The sequence below is a fragment of the Paenibacillus rhizophilus genome, assembly GCF_003854965.1.
GTDB lineage: Bacteria > Bacillota > Bacilli > Paenibacillales > Paenibacillaceae > Paenibacillus_AQ > Paenibacillus_AQ rhizophilus.
Map to the genome: position 1 here is coordinate 78,176 of NZ_RQPI01000005.1, position 17,622 is coordinate 95,797.

The 17,622-nt window shown below is 37.1% G+C and carries 18 protein-coding genes and 1 tRNA gene; 8 read left to right on the top strand and 11 right to left on the bottom strand.

Annotated features, from left to right (window positions below):
- Window positions 1-64: 64 nt before the first annotated feature.
- The 5 genes from EH198_RS11165 to EH198_RS11185 form a co-directional block, all read right to left on the bottom strand.
- On the bottom strand, window positions 65-1,120 hold the full coding sequence (locus EH198_RS11165) for a hypothetical protein (RefSeq protein WP_124695626.1): 1,056 nt from the start codon (window positions 1,118-1,120) through the stop codon (window positions 65-67).
- Window positions 1,121-1,279: 159 nt separating this feature from the next.
- Window positions 1,280-2,047: a restriction endonuclease gene (locus EH198_RS11170; RefSeq protein WP_185702846.1), complete on the bottom strand. Its 768-nt coding sequence runs from the start codon at window positions 2,045-2,047 to the stop codon at window positions 1,280-1,282.
- A 265-nt stretch (window positions 2,048-2,312) separates the two neighbouring features.
- Window positions 2,313-4,061 (bottom strand): ATP-dependent helicase, encoded by a 1,749-nt coding sequence (locus EH198_RS11175; protein ID WP_124695628.1) that lies wholly within the window; start codon window positions 4,059-4,061, stop codon window positions 2,313-2,315.
- Between the two features lie 5 nt (window positions 4,062-4,066).
- Entirely contained in the window at window positions 4,067-6,208 is a 2,142-nt protein-coding gene (locus EH198_RS11180; RefSeq protein WP_185702847.1) for an AAA family ATPase, read from the bottom strand.
- Window positions 6,209-6,313: 105 nt separating this feature from the next.
- On the bottom strand, window positions 6,314-6,946 hold the full coding sequence (locus EH198_RS11185; RefSeq protein ID WP_148091497.1) for a hypothetical protein: 633 nt from the start codon (window positions 6,944-6,946) through the stop codon (window positions 6,314-6,316).
- 280 nt (window positions 6,947-7,226) lie between these two features.
- On the opposite strand from EH198_RS11185, the gene radC reads away from it, so the two are divergent.
- The 4 genes from radC (at window position 7,227) to EH198_RS11205 (ending at window position 9,506) form a co-directional block, all read left to right on the top strand.
- Window positions 7,227-7,835, top strand: a complete 609-nt coding sequence (gene radC / locus EH198_RS11190) for a RadC family protein (protein ID WP_124695631.1) — start codon at window positions 7,227-7,229, stop codon at window positions 7,833-7,835.
- A gap of 177 nt (window positions 7,836-8,012) precedes the next feature.
- Complete coding sequence (locus EH198_RS11195) at window positions 8,013-8,363, top strand: helix-turn-helix domain-containing protein (protein ID WP_124695632.1); 351 nt, start codon at window positions 8,013-8,015, stop codon at window positions 8,361-8,363.
- Window positions 8,364-8,431: 68 nt separating this feature from the next.
- Window positions 8,432-9,241: a stalk domain-containing protein gene (locus EH198_RS11200; RefSeq protein ID WP_124695633.1), complete on the top strand. Its 810-nt coding sequence runs from the start codon at window positions 8,432-8,434 to the stop codon at window positions 9,239-9,241.
- Window positions 9,242-9,326: 85 nt separating this feature from the next.
- Window positions 9,327-9,506 carry a hypothetical protein gene (locus EH198_RS11205; RefSeq protein ID WP_124695634.1) on the top strand — a complete coding sequence of 60 codons (180 nt, stop codon included), beginning with the start codon at window positions 9,327-9,329 and terminating at the stop codon, window positions 9,504-9,506.
- A 181-nt stretch (window positions 9,507-9,687) separates the two neighbouring features.
- Here EH198_RS11205 and EH198_RS11210 read toward each other — a convergent pair whose 3' ends face one another.
- Window positions 9,688-10,776, bottom strand: a complete 1,089-nt coding sequence (locus EH198_RS11210; protein ID WP_124695635.1) for a hypothetical protein — start codon at window positions 10,774-10,776, stop codon at window positions 9,688-9,690.
- Between the two features lie 386 nt (window positions 10,777-11,162).
- Window positions 11,163-13,013 carry a hypothetical protein gene (locus EH198_RS11215; RefSeq protein ID WP_124695636.1) on the bottom strand — a complete coding sequence of 617 codons (1,851 nt, stop codon included), beginning with the start codon at window positions 13,011-13,013 and terminating at the stop codon, window positions 11,163-11,165.
- Between the two features lie 366 nt (window positions 13,014-13,379).
- Here EH198_RS11215 and EH198_RS11220 point away from each other — a divergent pair, with 366 nt between their 5' ends.
- Window positions 13,380-14,549: a tyrosine-type recombinase/integrase gene (locus EH198_RS11220; protein ID WP_124695637.1), complete on the top strand. Its 1,170-nt coding sequence runs from the start codon at window positions 13,380-13,382 to the stop codon at window positions 14,547-14,549.
- Window positions 14,546-14,671 (top strand): hypothetical protein, encoded by a 126-nt coding sequence (locus EH198_RS25345; RefSeq protein ID WP_281278005.1) that lies wholly within the window; start codon window positions 14,546-14,548, stop codon window positions 14,669-14,671. The genes EH198_RS11220 and EH198_RS25345 overlap by 4 nt, the downstream gene beginning before the upstream one ends.
- A gap of 232 nt (window positions 14,672-14,903) precedes the next feature.
- Here the strand turns inward: EH198_RS25345 and EH198_RS11225 are convergent.
- A tRNA-Leu gene (locus tag EH198_RS11225) sits at window positions 14,904-14,989 on the bottom strand.
- Between the two features lie 138 nt (window positions 14,990-15,127).
- Window positions 15,128-15,526 carry a WGxxGxxG family protein gene (locus tag EH198_RS11230; protein ID WP_124695638.1) on the bottom strand — a complete coding sequence of 133 codons (399 nt, stop codon included), beginning with the start codon at window positions 15,524-15,526 and terminating at the stop codon, window positions 15,128-15,130.
- A 132-nt stretch (window positions 15,527-15,658) separates the two neighbouring features.
- Here EH198_RS11230 and EH198_RS24620 point away from each other — a divergent pair, with 132 nt between their 5' ends.
- On the top strand, window positions 15,659-15,814 hold the full coding sequence (locus tag EH198_RS24620) for a hypothetical protein (protein WP_185702849.1): 156 nt from the start codon (window positions 15,659-15,661) through the stop codon (window positions 15,812-15,814).
- A gap of 78 nt (window positions 15,815-15,892) precedes the next feature.
- Here the strand turns inward: EH198_RS24620 and EH198_RS11235 are convergent, their stop codons facing one another.
- Entirely contained in the window at window positions 15,893-16,228 is a 336-nt protein-coding gene (locus EH198_RS11235) for a YolD-like family protein (RefSeq protein WP_124695639.1), read from the bottom strand.
- 176 nt (window positions 16,229-16,404) lie between these two features.
- Window positions 16,405-16,929 carry a peptidylprolyl isomerase gene (locus EH198_RS11240; protein ID WP_124695640.1) on the bottom strand — a complete coding sequence of 175 codons (525 nt, stop codon included), beginning with the start codon at window positions 16,927-16,929 and terminating at the stop codon, window positions 16,405-16,407.
- Window positions 16,930-17,106: 177 nt separating this feature from the next.
- On the opposite strand from EH198_RS11240, the gene EH198_RS11245 reads away from it, so the two are divergent.
- Window positions 17,107-17,511 (top strand): NucA/NucB deoxyribonuclease domain-containing protein, encoded by a 405-nt coding sequence (locus EH198_RS11245; RefSeq protein WP_246014207.1) that lies wholly within the window; start codon window positions 17,107-17,109, stop codon window positions 17,509-17,511.
- The last annotated feature ends 111 nt before the right edge of the window (window positions 17,512-17,622 follow it).

Consider the following 17,622-nt stretch of genomic DNA (forward strand, 5'->3'; position numbering starts at 1 on the left):
TTGAGCGACAACTGATGAAGAGCAGTGGTCTGTTATACTCTACATAAAACTTTCCCTATAGGTTTTAATGATAGTTGAAATTTCCTCTATCACTTATGGTTTCCATCACCCTATGTTTTTCTTGTTCAATTAGTTGGTGCAAGTATATTTTTGGGTCTGCGCCGAAGTCCGGTTTTATCCTGTTTCTTTGATTGAAATTTACTACTTCGAATATTTTCTGGGAATCACTCTTGGAAAATACGGCTTCAATCAGCGCACCTACGCCACCACTAGTATACGTATTTATAAATATTCTCTTTAGTAGAATATCATTAGTTGCGAACATAAAAATCTCATCCATAGTTTTTTCGTAATAATGAAAGCTGCTCCAATTCGATAAATAATTCAGATCCCACGCTTGATTTCTGCAACCGACCAGTATTTTTCCTATGTCATTACTTCCAGAATTTTTAGGTGCTTTGATTCCAGATTGACTTGTAAACAACATTGCTGTATAAACCAAGGTGCTCTCACAAATTAACAAATATTTATAGTTCCATATTAAAAAATCCAACATCTTTTCAACTGGTGATAGTTCTCGTCGTCTACATAAATATACTACATGAAGCATTTCTGCAATGTGCATTAGTAGGTGATCATCATCTTCATTATATTTAATTTCTGTGATAAAAGGTTCCGTTGGCAGTGGACACACAGGAATACTATCTATAGCCCCTTCGGCCAAACGCAGCCACATCATACTAGGGTAATAATCAAAAATATTGTTAAATTCTCGAAGTTCCCTTTTGGGTTCAATTAAGTCATTTATTTTAGTAGCATACTCCTTCAATGCTAGCCCTGCGCTTGCAGGGTAATTATTCATAATCATCCATGTCATTAACAATGCAATTATTCGCATCTCTTGTTCATCTTTTAGATAACCATCACGAGTAAGCTTTAGTAAACTACTTAAGAGGTTTCTGTCAAGCATAACAGAGACTTTTTTTATATTTAAACCTAATAACTCCTTGTGATCTATTTTCCCTTCACGGGAATACTTCGGATGAAATATTAGTTGTAAATCGCATAACGTTTCCCAAATGAAACTGTACTCTCCATCATCCATTACTAAAAAGCTCATAGCTATCACCCTGGTCCTTAGAAATACAATTACGGTATTATGTAACTATCTTTAAAAGAAGCGCCCCAGCAGCATTCTATTTCATTCGATACACTTATCTTTCTAAGCAATTTTATTAATCACTTTTTTACAATACTAGCAGTCTATCTACGTAGAATCCTAAGTATTATATTCTGCAAGCCAATTCTGCAAATCACTAAAATCTCTCAACGAAATACGATGCTCTAAAGGCTGAGCAAATTTTATCGCATCAGAACTAAATGAAGAGGTGGTAACTAATACACCTCTGTGTCCTCGATTCGGATCAATAATCCCATTTAGTCTTTGAACTTTTTCTATACCAACTTTTCTTGATTCAGCGTATCTTTTACACTCTATAACAAAGTGCATGGCACCTGCTATCTCATGTTTTATTGCATAAATATCTAGCCCACCATCTCTAGTTCTTTGTGTTACATGAACTTCATAACCTTTACGCCTAAAAATTTCGGCAACAACTTCCTCAAACAGTCTTGGTTCAATCTTCCGAAGATAGCTAGGGTTTTTAGCCACAAATTTTAATAACTCATCATTCACTTCCGACACTAGTATTGGAAACTCAGGAACAAATATTTTACTTTCTGATGCATATAGAAGAGGAAAGACCTCTGAGATTGGAAAATATTTTGTGTATCCTTGCGCTCCATGTCTGTTTGTATAAGGATAATCAACAATACCTCTTGGTTTCTTTTCTCCTTGTGACCGTACCTCGTTTTCTTTCATATGCCTTTTGCATATGAAGGGACATGTGAAATCCTGCTCGAAAAATTCATAATTCATATTTTCGTAATAATCGTATAGATATACCTCAAACTCAGCTTGATTTTCACACCCATCGACATAGCAATTAGTCCCAACTCTATATTCTATAGTTCTTTTCATTTCCATAACTATAATCTCCATAATTTATTAATTTGAATTTGTTAAGCCATTTGGTCTGAATAAAACTTTTGTCTCAGGATTCAATCCTTTAAGCATTCAGGTTGAAAGCTCTTTTTTATTCTATACTCTCTGCGTTCTGAGGTTTGGATATGCAGCCATGTTAGCAGAATGAAGGGGAGAAGTTTTACGTTAATACCCTCTCGCATGAAAGCGCCTCCCCCACTACCAACGATGTATTTTCTCTTTACGGACATAATCATGCAAGAAAAAACTAATCCAAATCGAACATGCTGTATGAACTAATTAATTCATCTGTTGGAGTTAGCACATCTCCTTTACGTGTAGTTCTTCCTTGCTCCGAAAATAAATATAGATTTTTTTTTGAACGTGAACATACAACGTAAAGTAGCTTTTGGGTTTCAGTAATTCTTTTTTCTTTATTATTTTTATTATATATCAGATCCCAATTAGGTATTAATCCATTTAAGAGCCCAAATGCAATTACAGTTGTGTATTCTTCACCCTTTACTCCGTGATAAGAATTTATAACTACTCCACTTTTTTCTTGGAAACATCTTTTGAAAGCATTCATATCAGCAGATAAACTATAGTTAGCAATTCTTTGATTAACTTTATCAATAAAATCAGTGTATGTTTTTTTTAAGTAGTCCTCTTGGTTTAAATCTATTGCACAACTAGAGCACAAAATATCCACTGTATTTTTTAACGTCTCTATTCCATCCTCATCGCATACCTCTGCAGAATTAATGCATTTTAGAATAAAGTAACAATCAACGTAATTGGGAAGATGTATTTTATAATCCTCTGTTAAAATTGTAATGATTTCATTTGCTGTCCGTTTCCTCATGCTAGTGTTCTTTCCAGCTACAGAAAACTTGAGTTTACAAATAAGATAGAAAACATTCATAGGATCATATTTAATGGGCGTTACATCTGGAGCATCAAACCCTACATTTGGCAATAACTCACGCAAAGATTTGCTAATAGGATATAACAGTGTCCATTGTGGTGCAATAATACAGATTTCATTTTCAGGAACCCCGAGTGCCAATTGTTCTTTGACAATTGTTGCAATCTTTTCGGGAATATCATCCTTATCTATTATTTTGTTATGGGTTATTATCCCTAATTCATCTTTCAAATTTGATTCAGATGAGATAACTGACGAAGCTACTTGAAATTTAGAATAAAAGTCAATTACTCTTTGAGAGGAACGATAACAACCATCCAATTGCTCCACTTCAAAATTCGCACCACATATTTCATCCAATTCAGTTTTACTTTTAGCTATACCACCTATCCCACCGTATATTGCTTGATTAACATCACCTATAAAAAAGTATCTTATTCTATTATTTTCACGGGCAATGAGTCCCAATATTTTGTACTGTAAGTCATTAGTATCTTGATATTCATCAACATGAATACTTCGCAGTATGTTAGAAAGATTATGTCTTATAAAAGCATTATTATTTAGCAATTCAAATGACAAATCTAAAATTATATCAAAATCTATTTCTTTATTTTCTTTCAGCCTTCTTTTATATTCTTTAACTATTTCAGGGTATGCGAACGGGTTTTCATTATACCCTAGTCTAATTTGCAACTGCTCACATATTTCTCTAACATATCGTTTTTGGACAAATTCATCAATGATACGATATCCCCGACTTATACGTTTTGAATACATGGAATATGGCCTAATAATAAATTCTAAACAAAATTGGTGAATAGTTCCTGCCCAAATTTTAGTAAGATCAATATTAAAGCTCAAAAGTCTATTTCTAATTTCTTCAGACGCACGGTTTGTATATGTAATGGCAATATTTAAATTATTTGACTCGGTGTACATTATTGAAAGAAATGCCAGTCTGTAAGTAAGCGTTCTAGTTTTTCCGCTACCAGGACAAGCGATTAAAATAGTATTTTTATCACTTGTACAAACTGCTCTTTGCTTGGGATTCAGATCAGCTAAAAACCATAATTTTTCTTCGTTCATTGTTTTCACCCTAAATAAAGATTGTCCATTTTTTCTAAAAACAACGAGACTATATCTGAAGGATATGTCTCACAAAACCTAGATATTGCCTGTTCTTTCTCTTCCACGCTTACTGCTCCTTTCATTATTGAAAGCATCTCGTCGTTGCTGACGCCATACGCAGATAAAGAGTAAGACACCATTTTAAATTTGATATCTGTCGTAATAACTTCTTGGCAAGCAAATGCTATTGCAGATAAGATATAAGGAGGTATTTGAACTGATTCATCTATTTTACTAGCGAGTAATGTCGCATACCATCCTTTACCAACAGATTTAGCTAATGTTAATACAGTATTTGCACGTTCTTGGTCTGTTCCCTTCAAAGCTTTTTTATGCCTCTGTATTGTCGCAGCATCTGAGTAGTTAATGTCAATAATTCCACTTATGAAAGTTAAATTATCGTTGCTCTTCGCAAATTCAACTTCAAATGTATTTTCAGCATAGAACGTTGAGACCCAAGGGTTGTTCTCAAATAAACGATTAAGCTTAGCTTGTCTACTACCTCCTCTTATCTCAGCATTTTCACTATAAAAGGAACTGCTAACTTCAACTGCTTGAATATCTCTATCAGTAATAATGGAACAATGTCGTTGAATTCTATCATTGTCAAACAAACATGCAATGTACTCAAATACAGTACTCCCTACATTTATTAATCCTATCCCCAGCTCATCAAGCGTCACTCCCAATCCAATTTTAACCATATTGGGAATTAAGATTTCCTCTCCATCGCCCTCAACTAGAAGAACTCCTTTTGAGAATAACAGTACAGACCGTTTTGCATCGAGGTATCTTTCAATACAATCCGATAACTTCAAATTTTTCAACTCAAGCTTTTCATCACCAAATTGATCTAAATTTAAAATGGGATGCATTACGTGAGATACGTTCCCTATAGTCTTAACAACGTTTATCTTGCTAATCTCTGAAACTTCAGAAAGATGGGCTGAATGAGTGGTCATTATAACTTGAGTATAATCTTTTGTAAGTTTTAAGTTGTCAAATAAGGTCTTCTGAATATGAGTGTGTATATGTGCCTCAGGTTCTTCAATAATCATAATGTTAATAAGTTCACGAGTACGATTGAATTTGTATTCAACTAATTTAAGGGCCATATAAATCATATTTAAATGACCAAGTCCTAATAATTCGATATCATTCTGATTTGATGGTTTTATTGATAAATAACGAGACAAAGCATTTAATTCATCATTAAGCTGAGATTCTAATGCAATTTCAGGAGAATAGACCATCCCTATCATATCCATGAGCTTAGAGTTAATTTGTTCGCCAATTTGACCAATTTGCTCAACTTCGGAAATAGAAAGATTTAGTTCACTGATCTTTTCTTTTATCTTTTCAATGTCAGTTGGATCTATTTGGGCTTCTACTGCCTCTACGATTCTTCGAATAGGATTTCTGGGCTTACGCATTTCATTCGCAACATCTCTTAATGCATCTACAAACATTACTGAGATATGTTCCTGAACATCTGCAATATTCAGTTTACTTCCCAACACCGCTGCATCATCATCGTCAGGATTACAATAATTTCCAAGTTCAAAATCACCTACAATACTTTTATAAACCTCTGGATCAGTAAAATCAGATTGTGAACGTGATGTATAGAAAAACTCATAATCAGAAAGCTTCACCAATTTAATATGTTCATCGAATTCTGCTTTTGATTTTGCCTCATAAAGTTTTTTTCTTATAGCCTTCTGAGGACGAATAAATAATGTGACTACTCCAATATCCTGATTACTACTATTAATATATGATTTCAGAAAGTTTTCATTTTCTTGTTCAGGGACAATTTCAGCACAAACTTCATTTTGCTTGTCTTTTGTTGTGATATCCACAAAAACAGCCGAAATAATAATCCAATGCCCTCGCCATTCGCCAAGATCATATGAAAAGTCACTATCTTTTAGTTTTTTACTATTATAGTAATAAGAATCATCTAATAGTATCCGTAATGCGTTGACCGCATTCGACTTCCCACAATCATTCTCACCTATAATCGTATTTGCACCTTGAGAAAAGTTAAATCTTACCGATTTCAAGTTTTTATAATTAACTATCTGCAAATATTTCAAGTACATGAACAAATCCCCCATTATCCACTTCTAATTTAATAATCAGAATGCAGTAGCTATAAAAGAACTAGTCAATAGTCTTTTAAAGGTTTACATGCAATATTAATATGATCATTCCTTGATCATTAGCAAAATATCATAAAGTATAGAATTCAGATTTTTTCTTCGCCCAATCTTTTTATAAATAAATACATCACTCATTTCACGAAATAACTGCTTCCAATAGCTAATAACTCCAATGATAAAGATAGAAATTGCAAGGACTATGATAAAAATAACTAATTGACCTTCATTGCTTTTGTAAGCATCCAATTCATAAAAGTGCTTTAATAAATAATTCAAATTGGGAGCAATAGCAGCGATTAAAATACTTGGAGCAATGAGGGCTGGCATTCGCTCATTTTTATTATCCTCCTTGTAGGCCTCCATAAGGTTTTCTATCTTCCATTTTGTATGTAAATCATTCTCTATTAAATATTCCACTATTAAGTGAACTTGGATATCGTGAAAATATTCAAACCAAGTTCCATTGGTAGTTTTTAATGAATACTCTCTGTTGAGAACTTTGCGTGCGGTAGTGTTAAATCGCTTATGAATAAAAAATAATAACAGAAGTAAAAAAATAGAGAGCGCTATCAACTGAAAGAGCCATCTTCGCTCAGCTAAAAACCCCATCCAAATTATTAATAAAAAAGGGATAATTATCGGAAATGCAAGCAGGAATCCCCAGTAAGTCCATTTCATATGCTTGTATATTAAATGACGTGCTCTAACTTTTTGATCATAATACGAAAGCAATCGACTCTTCATATAGCACCTCTGGTCCTGTTAATGTTAATTTGAATCTTGTTCTTAAAACTAGACTTTAGAACTACGTAAAAATACATAATTCGTCAATAATCTACCACCTCCTTCCAAACACGCGTTCTATTTAAGGGAATTATGTAAATATGTCGTAAATTTGAAAATTTGAAATCTATATTATACATACGATAATTAGAAAATACATTGGAGGTTAAACATTATGCGACAGGTTGCAGAGAATGATTTGAGGCAATTAGTATCCGAATCACTAAGAGAAAGCAACGATAGCTACACAATTCAAGAGCTTTTCGAACGTTTCCCTACAGCCACAGAGCTAATGGATATATCAGAGCAACAGTTAGTATCTATCAAGGGAATCGGCAAGGGAAAAGCCCGACAAATTACTGCTATGTTAAAGCTTGCAAAGGTGCTGGCAATACCTGATCAGGATCAACATATCATTCGTAGTCCTAAAGACGTTTTCCATTTACTCGAATCAGATTTGCGTTACGAACAGAAAGAACACTTCATCTGTCTCTTCCTCAACACTAAGAACCGCCTTATCTTCAAGGAAGTCATTTCTATTGGCTCTCTAAACGCAGCTATCGTCCATCCAAGGGAAGTATTCCATGCAGCAATCAGACGCTGTAGCGCCTCGCTCATTTGCGCTCACAACCACCCGAGCGGAGACCCGGAGCCGTCAATTGAGGATGTTAATCTGACAAAACGACTCATAGCCGCTGGGGAAATTATAGGAATAGAAGTCCTTGATCATATAATTATTGGCGGCAATCGCTTCTACAGTTTAAAGGAGCACGGCTTGATATAATCCAACTTTCAACTGGTTAATGTATGTTCCTCTTACTAAAAACCTCTCCATAAATACCTCTGGCATCTGAATTGCCACACCCTGTATTAATTCATGGTTATAACCATTTAAATCCTCACTATATCCTGTTGAGCATCCTTCCAAAAAAATCTATCGTTTTGTTAGGGGTGAGGGGAATTGAAAAACATCGAATTTATCGGAGAAAGCATCCGAATTCTGCGCACTGGTAAAGGACAGAGCCAGGAACAGCTGGCTTTGAATGCAGGAGTAAACACCTCCTACATCGGCCAGATCGAACGCGGAGAGAAGAATCCAACGATAAAAACTTTGGAGAAAATAGCGCTAGCTCTCGAAGTAACCTTACTTGATTTACTTTTACACTCAAATCCGAAGAAAGGAGTCAGTATCCAATCCATGCAAATTCTTACCCCCGCTAGAATCAAGCAATGCCTGTTGGAAGTACTTATTGAGCATACAGATTTGGTGACATTGAACGCTCTGAAATCATATCGACACTTCGAAGAATGATTTCAAACGTCCCCAACAGCTACATAGCTTACCAAATTTCAAAACTCCACAAAAAAGGATGAAAAATAATGCGAAAATGGGTCGTGGCGATAACCGCTGCCTCTATAATTATGGCTTATGGAAATGCCGTTTCAGCAGAATCGGTCATAACTCCCAAAAAGGTTATTTTAAAAGTTAATGACACTGGAATGTTTGTAGATGACGCTACTACCTCTACACTTCTTGATCCACAATTGTATGCAACTCCTGAGATTAGAAATAACCGAGTTATGATTCCTATCGCAAGTGTTATTAAAGAATTTGGCGGTTCATCAAGCTGGTCAGCAAAAGAGAAAAAAGTATCGCTGACATTAGGCAAAGACAATATTATCCTGTATTTAAATAGCACTAAGGCCTATGTAAACGGAGTTTTAAAAACGTTAGACTCTGCTCCCATTACTTCATCTGAAGGACGCACACTTGTTCCATTGAAATTTGTAAGTGACAACCTTGGAATTACACTTATTTGGGATAGCAAGAATCAAGTCATTGCGTTATATCGCGGCGAATTCGATGCTTACCCAAATGATTACAGTAACTACTTTATTCCTATGTCTGATCCAAATGAAAATAATAACAATAGTAAGCCCGATACTTCTGACAGTAATAAACCAATAGACCAGCACGGAGTTCAGATTAACGTAGGAGATAGAGTATCAAACGGTTTCTTCTATGGAGAGGTTAAGAAAGTGGATGGAGGAAGAATTCTTGTCTATTGGGATAGCAAGAACAACTTGTATATTAGCAATGAAGATGCCGACTATTGGGCAATGCTTTCAGGAGTAAGATACCTGTCAAGCAGTTGGGTAAATGCCAGTACGTTGACTGTAGAATCTTAAACCTATAAGAGAACACTTAATATAAAGATAGAGAAGAGGAGCGTCTATTCGCTTCTCTTTTCTATTTTGAAAGGAGGTGATAAACATGGATAGAGCAATTGAAGCCGCCGGGAAATCAGCGCTGACTGCAGCTGGCGCACTCGTAGGAGGGGGAGTAGGAGCTGCACTTGGCACAGCAATACTCCCCGGTGCAGGAACAGCCGTTGGTTATTTATTTGGTATTGGATATGGGACGCTTAGCGGCCTTAAAGCTTGGAAACATTAAAAATATTGGAGGAATAAAACAATGAGTAGTTTTTGGGAACGTGTAGTAGAGTCTGCTGTAGATGCAGTAAGTCAAACAATTGAAAACAAATTTGATGTGATCGAAACGGCACAGGATTTGTACGATAAGTATAAATAAGAATTGAAAATAGGGAAGGCCCCATAAGAGCCTTCCCTATACCTCAAATTTGAATGGTAATGTCAAAGAGGCATGGTAGATAATCTATTTTTTCAGCTATTGGAATCGTGACAGGATTGATCCCAATTTCATGAAGCTTTTTGATATTCTTATCAAATTCTTTCTTATCATCTACAGTTTCTCTCGCTTTCCATACCCCCCTCTTATCATTTACTATTTTTAGAGTATTCACAAGGTTATACTTTGTATTAGTTTTCAATCTTTGATTCATGATAAGCTCTTTCGCTTTTGAAAAAGTATAGTAATCCCCATAACCAATTGTTTTTTTAATGTATGTGTCCAGCACTTTAGCAGATATATCTTCACGTAGAAATTGTGAATATCCTTGCCTATTAAGGTTATTACTTCTGATAATGCGGTAGGTCTTATTGTAACCGCATTGAATTTCAAATCTTATTGTAGTCATTGCATGTTCATCGTAAGGCAGCCCATTCTCCATCATCTGAATTCCTTTATTATAGCAATTAACAGTTAACTCAACAGACGAAGCTTTTTCTTTCAAATGTCGCTTTCTAAAAATATAAAAACTATCCTTAGGCGGTTCGTAACGTTTGCTAATACTATTGTATATCGTAAAGAGTTGGAACCCATTTGGTATATTGGCTCGTTTGATAAGTTTCATATATAATTCCGCATGCTCAGTATTTATATTTATTGCAAAATCCACTCTTTTGAAACTGTAGACATCTAACTGATCAAATCTAAAGATCAAACCTTTGTTACGTTTTTTGCTCTGGAATTTCTTTCTCATCTCACTGAATGCCCTTTTAAACGACTTTCGGATTTGATCATAATTTGCTGAATGAGCTAATTGGAGATAATCATTTCTATCTAATAACCGCATAGGATTCATAATAATCTCAATAGCACTATAGGTAATTTCATCAACGAGTGTAGAATGTTTAAGGATTATTCTTATTCCTTGATCTTGAAGTAGGTAAAATCGGTAAACGCCCTTCGGTTTCTCAAAATATCTGCACTTATTCGTTCTAGAAAGTTCACTTAGAACTTCATACATTGCTGAAAAATAGCGAGAGTCAAACTTATAAAACATATGAACCGTATGATGCATAACAAAGTCCTCCCATATATGTTGGTTAGAACTTTGTTATGCGCACTTTTATATTTTACTCAAACACTGAAATAGTCCTATTTCGTTAATGTAATCATAAATAATAGTGCTTATAAAAGAAAAGATAATATATACGTATATGCTATGAGCTATTCATTTTATTGATTAAGAGCACACTCTCTTTTAGCCAGCATGTGTGCAACAGACACATCTATGTCAACACTGAACAAACAGTATCTACAATACTCCAAACGAAGCCTACCTGGCATCAAAATTAGCGAAAGGGTGTTATTATCTAAATCATTGTTATAAAACAATAAAAAGTACATTCCAGCAAATTGTCGCTTCATGCACTTAGTAGTTAAAAAAATGGTGATTGTTAATTGTTACTGGTTCAGATACTGCAATGCCTTTTCTTTGTCAAGAATCAACGCTTTAATTGTAACTCCTTTAATATTTTTGGCTACCTCCATTTTAGTAATTTGTCCTCCCTTAATTGAATAATCATCGATAGGGGAAATAAATATCTTCTCTTTTTGAAGAGCTTTTACAATAAGCGACTTATTCTTTTCAAAGCTATGAGGATGTCTTTTGTCCATACCTTTGATTGTATCTAATTTACGAAATACTCCATTATAGATATAAAGAAGATTATCGTTGTCATCATCAATCCATCCAATGTCAATTTCCTTATTAAAGCCGATACTTTTTTTAGTGCTGAGTAAATCTAAAGAATTTACTACAACTAGGCTCAATAAATTTTGTAGAAAATCCGAGGGTAAGTTTTGTTTGCGTTCAATTTTAATCTCCTCTTTTGGAGTGTCATCTGAAAACGAAATAAAACTTTGCAGCGCTGTACGCATAAGTTCTTTGCTCTCATCTTCCTGAATTAAGCCTTTTTTAGTGCCAAACGCCACAAAGTGCTGCCAACCAACCAAAAGCAAAGAAAAATAATGGAGCATATTCACATCAAAATCAACAACTTTACTTTCTAGCAATTTATAGTTTTCATCGTACATTCTTTCAAATAATTTTGTGATCTTATTTTTAGAATTTCCCTTTAAACTAAAAGCCATAGCATAGTGTGTGACAAAATACTCGATTGTAATTTGAAATGATTCTATTTCACTATAATAGTCTTCATTTGAGGGTATGGTGGCTGATGATTCAGACAGATTGATATTAAGTACATAATCTTGTTCAACAGCTTCCTCACTTAAAATTAAGTACATTGTTTTTATATCAGCCTGATGAAGAATTTTCTTAATACCTGAAATTTTACGCTGATGGTTAGTATTCACAATGAAAGTACCATCCCTTAAAGTTAAAGCTTTATTCTTTAATTCCTCATCAGAAGAACTGAGATTTGAGTGATATCTTTCATCCAAACTACTCATATTTCGCTTTCGGCTATAAAGATTACAGAAAATGTTTACTAATTGAGTACGGTATTTTGCACTTCTACCACCATGTAGACATAAGATAAACTTTGGAAAAGCAGGTGTATTATAATTAATTAGGCTTGTAAATAAAGATAGTAAGGTAAATGAAAACAATGGAATTGATATTCTTTTATCAAACCGATTAATTAAAGATAACGTCTTATCAAAAGCTACTTTAGGCGTATCAGTTACTGCCCCAACTGTAAAAAATGAAGAATATAACTTTTGGATATCAAAAACTAAGTTAGTATCTTTAACAATAGCTAAGGGGGTGTAGTGCCAAGATTCAGGCCCTCTTATCCAGCCAAGATTTTCAGTCTCCATAATTACCAATCCTGATTTTTTCAAGGACTTTGTTAAAGTGTATAGTACTGTTATGTAGACATCATAGTGAGAAATAAAATCAGAATTTTTAAATACTCTTTTAAAAGAATTTGAATTCAACCAATCTTTACTCTTTAAAGTCTTATTACTAATATCGAAACTCGTGAAATCATATTTTCTTTTCTTGATCTGTTTTACTGCCCCTAATCGGAAACCGTAATCAATTTCTTGGTCACCTTTTTTATTAACTAAAACAGCTATAGGGAAAAGAAAAAATTCACATATTGAATCCTCTACCGACTTGTTGGTGTTCTCTATTTTGTACGAATCAGTAACGATTATTTCTGATTTAATTTTCCGGAGTTTGTCATTAACTTGGGTTCGTCGTTCTTTAAGATCATCAATATCTTCCTTTGAAAATTCTATGCTTTCGAGTTTATCAACAATGGCTAGACTTTCAGGAAAAATCATAATTCTCATCACCCATACAATAGATTTGTATTTACCGAATAACAATAATTTATAGCAGCTAATATTATGAATATAATAACGTAATACAGACTACTTCTGCTAGGAATCGAATGCAAATGTAATTCTGTAACTATGTAATTCTGTAATTATTCTTGTTTATGAGTTTCAAACCAAAGGACGAGGTGCCAAACGCATCTTGTCTTTTTCTGCTTCAGGGTAAGAAAAATTAGAATTAATTATTCTGCAAACAGAAGTTTAATTAATAAATCCTAAGTACATTTAATCAAATAGCAGAAGCATCACAGGCAGGGGCAATCACGCTCCTGTCTTTTTCATATTCAAAAAAATCATTGGAGGTCGAAACACATGAAAGGTAGCTTACAAAAACGAAATAAATACTGGTATATCATTGTCGAAACAAAGGACGAATCCGGAAAACGGAAGCAAAAATGGATTAATACCAAATGCGAGAAGAAATCAGATGCAGAAAAGTTTCTGAGAGAAACACTTACGAAGATGGACAACAACAGTTTCGTTCAGCCACAGCGAAAACTCAAATTCACCGACTTTATGCTGGATTGGCTTAATAACGTTATTAAAAGTGAGGTCGAGGGAACTACTTGGGAAGGTTATGAGATGATTGTAACAAAGCATATCATTCCATATTTCAAGAGCAAGAATGATTTACTACTACAAGAATTGCAGCCTATGCATCTGCAAAAATATTACGAGACAAAGCATCAAGACGATCCAACAACAGGCATAAAAGGCTTATCCGCTAAAACGCTACGAAGACACCATGCCAATATCAGGAGTGCATTGAAATTCGGAGTGCGAATGAACTTGATTCCGTTTAATCCCGCTGATCGAATCGTTCTTCCAAAGCAGGAGAAGTTTGATGCCAGTTACTACACTGTCGAGCAGCTCGAAAAGTTATTTGAGGTTTGTTTGGGTACACCGATAGAATCGGCAGTGTATCTCGCGGCTCATTATGGGCTTCGGCGTTCAGAGGTACTTGGGCTAAAGTGGGATTGCATCAATTTCGAAGAAAAGACAATCTCGATTAAAGAGGTTCGAGTGAAGTACGGCAAAGAGGTCGTTGTAAAGAAACCTAAAAGTGAAAGCAGCCAGCGCATTCTGCCTTTGATGGAAAAACTCGAAGATTACTTATTACATCTAAAGAAACAGCGGAAGAAAAACAAGCTGCTGTACGGCAAAGATTACATTGATAGCGGTCTTGTATGCTGCTGGCCTGACGGCAGTCCTATGAAGACAGAATACCTGAACCACAAATTCAAAGCCATACTTGCAAAAAACGGATTGCCACATATCAGATTCCATGATCTCAGGCACTCGACAGCCAGCTACTTGATTAAAAATGGTGTAAGCCTGAAAGAAATCCAGGTCTGGCTCGGACATTCAACCATCAGTATTACAGCCAATACCTATACTCACATTGATATGGAGACTAAAAAAGATACGGCACAAAAGATCAACGAACTATTCTCCAAAAAAGCAAAGGAAGCCGCTCAATGAAGCACACCGCTTGGAGAGCATTAGATGATGCAGCACTCACTTCCGCGCTGCTGGATATAGCCAGACTCCATGTAAGGCTTGCATTGGAGCATAGCAACAAGAATTACTTTACCTTGTCGTAAAGAAGTCATTAGAGCAGAAATCCTGCGACTGAGAATGGAGCGTGACAGAATTCTCGAACGCAAAGCATGAGCTAGAACTATTCGTAGTAAAGTCGGTTAAAGCATCATTCTCAGCGCATCGGAAACCTCGAATCTACACAAAAAAGAAGCGCCGTTAGCAAAATGTTAGCAAATCACCTCAAAAACAAACAAGGGCTCCAGCTCTAATGAGCTGAAACCCTTGTTGTTCTAGTGCCGAGGACGGGGGTCGAACCCGTACGGTACTCACGTACCGCAGGATTTTAAGTCCTGTGCGTCTGCCAATTCCGCCACCCCGGCAGGGGTAAATTACTTTATTCCGCATAACGCGACAAGATATATAATACCATGGTTCCGGGTTTGATGCAAACTAATTTTTTAAAAAAGCATAGCCCGTACCGGCGCTTTACCGGATACGGGCCATGGGTGCTGCTTCAATTAACGGTGTTCGCGACTTTTGTTTCTCATGCCCGCCAGACCGAGCAGACCAATCAGGCCAAGCCATCCCCAGTCAACGTTGTTGTTCCGGTTGTTGTTTGCTGCGGTGGCACGGTAATTTCCTGTGCGCGTAGTGTTGGCGAGCGGAGTAACAGTTGTGTCCGTCCGTCCAGCACCGGTAATCGTATTGTCGTTCGTACGCATGTTACCGATACCTGTAGGATTGGTTACCCCGTCTCCGCGATACATATTACCGGTCATTCCATCATTGGTCCCAGTACCATGGAACGCGGTACCTTCCATTCCCACCGTCTCGGTAGCATTCGATGCGTATCCGACACCCATCAGACTCATCGATAAAACAGCGCTGCATGCAAGGCTAGCCATCAGCTTTTTCAAAGGTGAGTACCTCCTTGTTGTTTTAGTCGATGATAGCATCCCCCTCAGGTTCCCACTCTATGCATAGCACAGCATACCGAATTTTTAAACCGTCTGCCGGGAACACTAACCTGCGGAAAGGTGGGATTAACCATGGATATACACAGCGACAGCTACAAAGTTGCGGCTCTGGAGGATCAGAGGGATGCCATTGAGGTCATTCGCAGCGCCGAGGCCAGCATAGAGAGCTTGACGGGCAGTCCTGTTACATTGATCGCTTATGAGAAAAGCGGGGGGACGGAAAGTTAAAACCTTAGGTACGACTTGAGACAACCTAACTAAACAGCTGGGTGCGGACTGCCCGTAGGGCGGTTCGTGCTCACTTTTTTAACCGGGATACACTTCCATAATACTATCCAGTCCGATCCACTTCCATTCGTCCGCCCATTGCAGCTTAATTTCCCGCGAGTGGGCATGAATGGAGGTGACAAATCCGCTCAGCTTCACCTCTCCACATGAATCAAACATAACAACGTTTACCCGAACATGCTCCCGGAGCGAATGCGTCAGCCTTATTCCCATCTCTTCCCGCTTCTGGTCGTTAATTATCGGCGGATTCAATCGAAGATTCACCCGCTGATCCTCCGGAATCCGCTTCTTGTCCTCCGGCAGCATCATACGGCTGCTCTCAAGCAGCCCATTTCCCTCCAGTTTCTTGCCCAAAGGGAGTCGCCTCCTTTTTAAAATAACCCACAAAGTTCCTAGTTATCGCTAAATAGGAACGTATGTTTGTATTATAACCACTGTTCGGCTTTTGAATCAACAAGAAAAAAATAACTGCGAAAAGGCGCTGACAGCTGCTGCCGCTGCGCGCCTTTTTTATTCGGGTTTGCTCCGTTCTATTCGCTTTTCTTCGTATCCAGCAGCCCAGTCGCTTCTCTCGCTTCGTTAAGCTTGGAAATGCCGTACAGCATGACAATATCCGCATTTTTGTTCATTTGATTGAACTGTTCGGCGGTTACATCGGGAGAATCGGCGCTTTGCGAGGCTTCTTTCTTGATTACATAGGCTTTTTGAAAAGAGTCTTTGGCTTCGGTCAGCAGCTTCTCGACGTTATCCGGAAGTCCGGGTGTAACCTTTACGTCATCGGCCTTATCCGACAAATCGGAGGCTGTGTCCTGAAACTTCTCGATCGCCTTTTCCAATTGGTCTGCCGACATGTTGCCTCCGGAATAGGAAGCCAACGCTTCGTTGAAATCTTCCAGGGATGATTTCGCGGTCTGATCAAGAGACGATATCTCGTTGTAAAATTGCTGAACGCTTTCCTGCACATCTTCATGGGATAATGCAGCCGGCGCTTTTCCGCTGCAGGCGCTTAGAAGCACAAGTACCAATGCTATGCCTGCCAGTAAGGCTTTTCTCATTTCTTCTATCCCTCCTTCTAAAAGGATAGAAAAGATTGCGAAAATGCGCAACTAAAAAAAATGGAAAATGATCTGTGAAAGAATCCATAAAATGAATTATAATAAAATTCATGGCTTTATTAACGAAAAAGGAGTATGACGTTGCGTAAACGAAAGCGAATGATATATCTTCTTGCAATGCTCCTGCTGCTTCTGCTACTGTCTTATCTTGCCGAACAGAACGGGTGGGATATCGGGAACTCTCCTTCTTCGGACTCGGAAGTGGTGCAATTGATTTTTCCGACGAACGAATATCCGGAAACAGCAAAGCATATTGAAAAAGCGATCTCCAAAGGCGAGCCCAGGATATGCACGATCGACAGGGAAGGAGCTGAAGAGAACCGCCGGGAGTCGCTGAAGGGGATCCCGTCCAAAAAACATTACGATCGCGATGAATGGCCTATGGCCATGTGCAGAGAAGGCGGAACGGGAGCGGACATCGCATACATATCGCCGGCAGATAACCGCGGAGCAGGCGGCTGGGTCGGCAATCAGTTGGAGAAATATGAGGATGGGACACGGGTTGAATTTATCATCAAGTGAAAATCAATCGAGCATTCACCTTCAGTCAAAGCCTTGGAAAACATAACAGCCCCTCTCAAGCCAAGCTTGAAGGGGCTGCACAGATTAATTTTTTAGAATAAACAGGCTTTA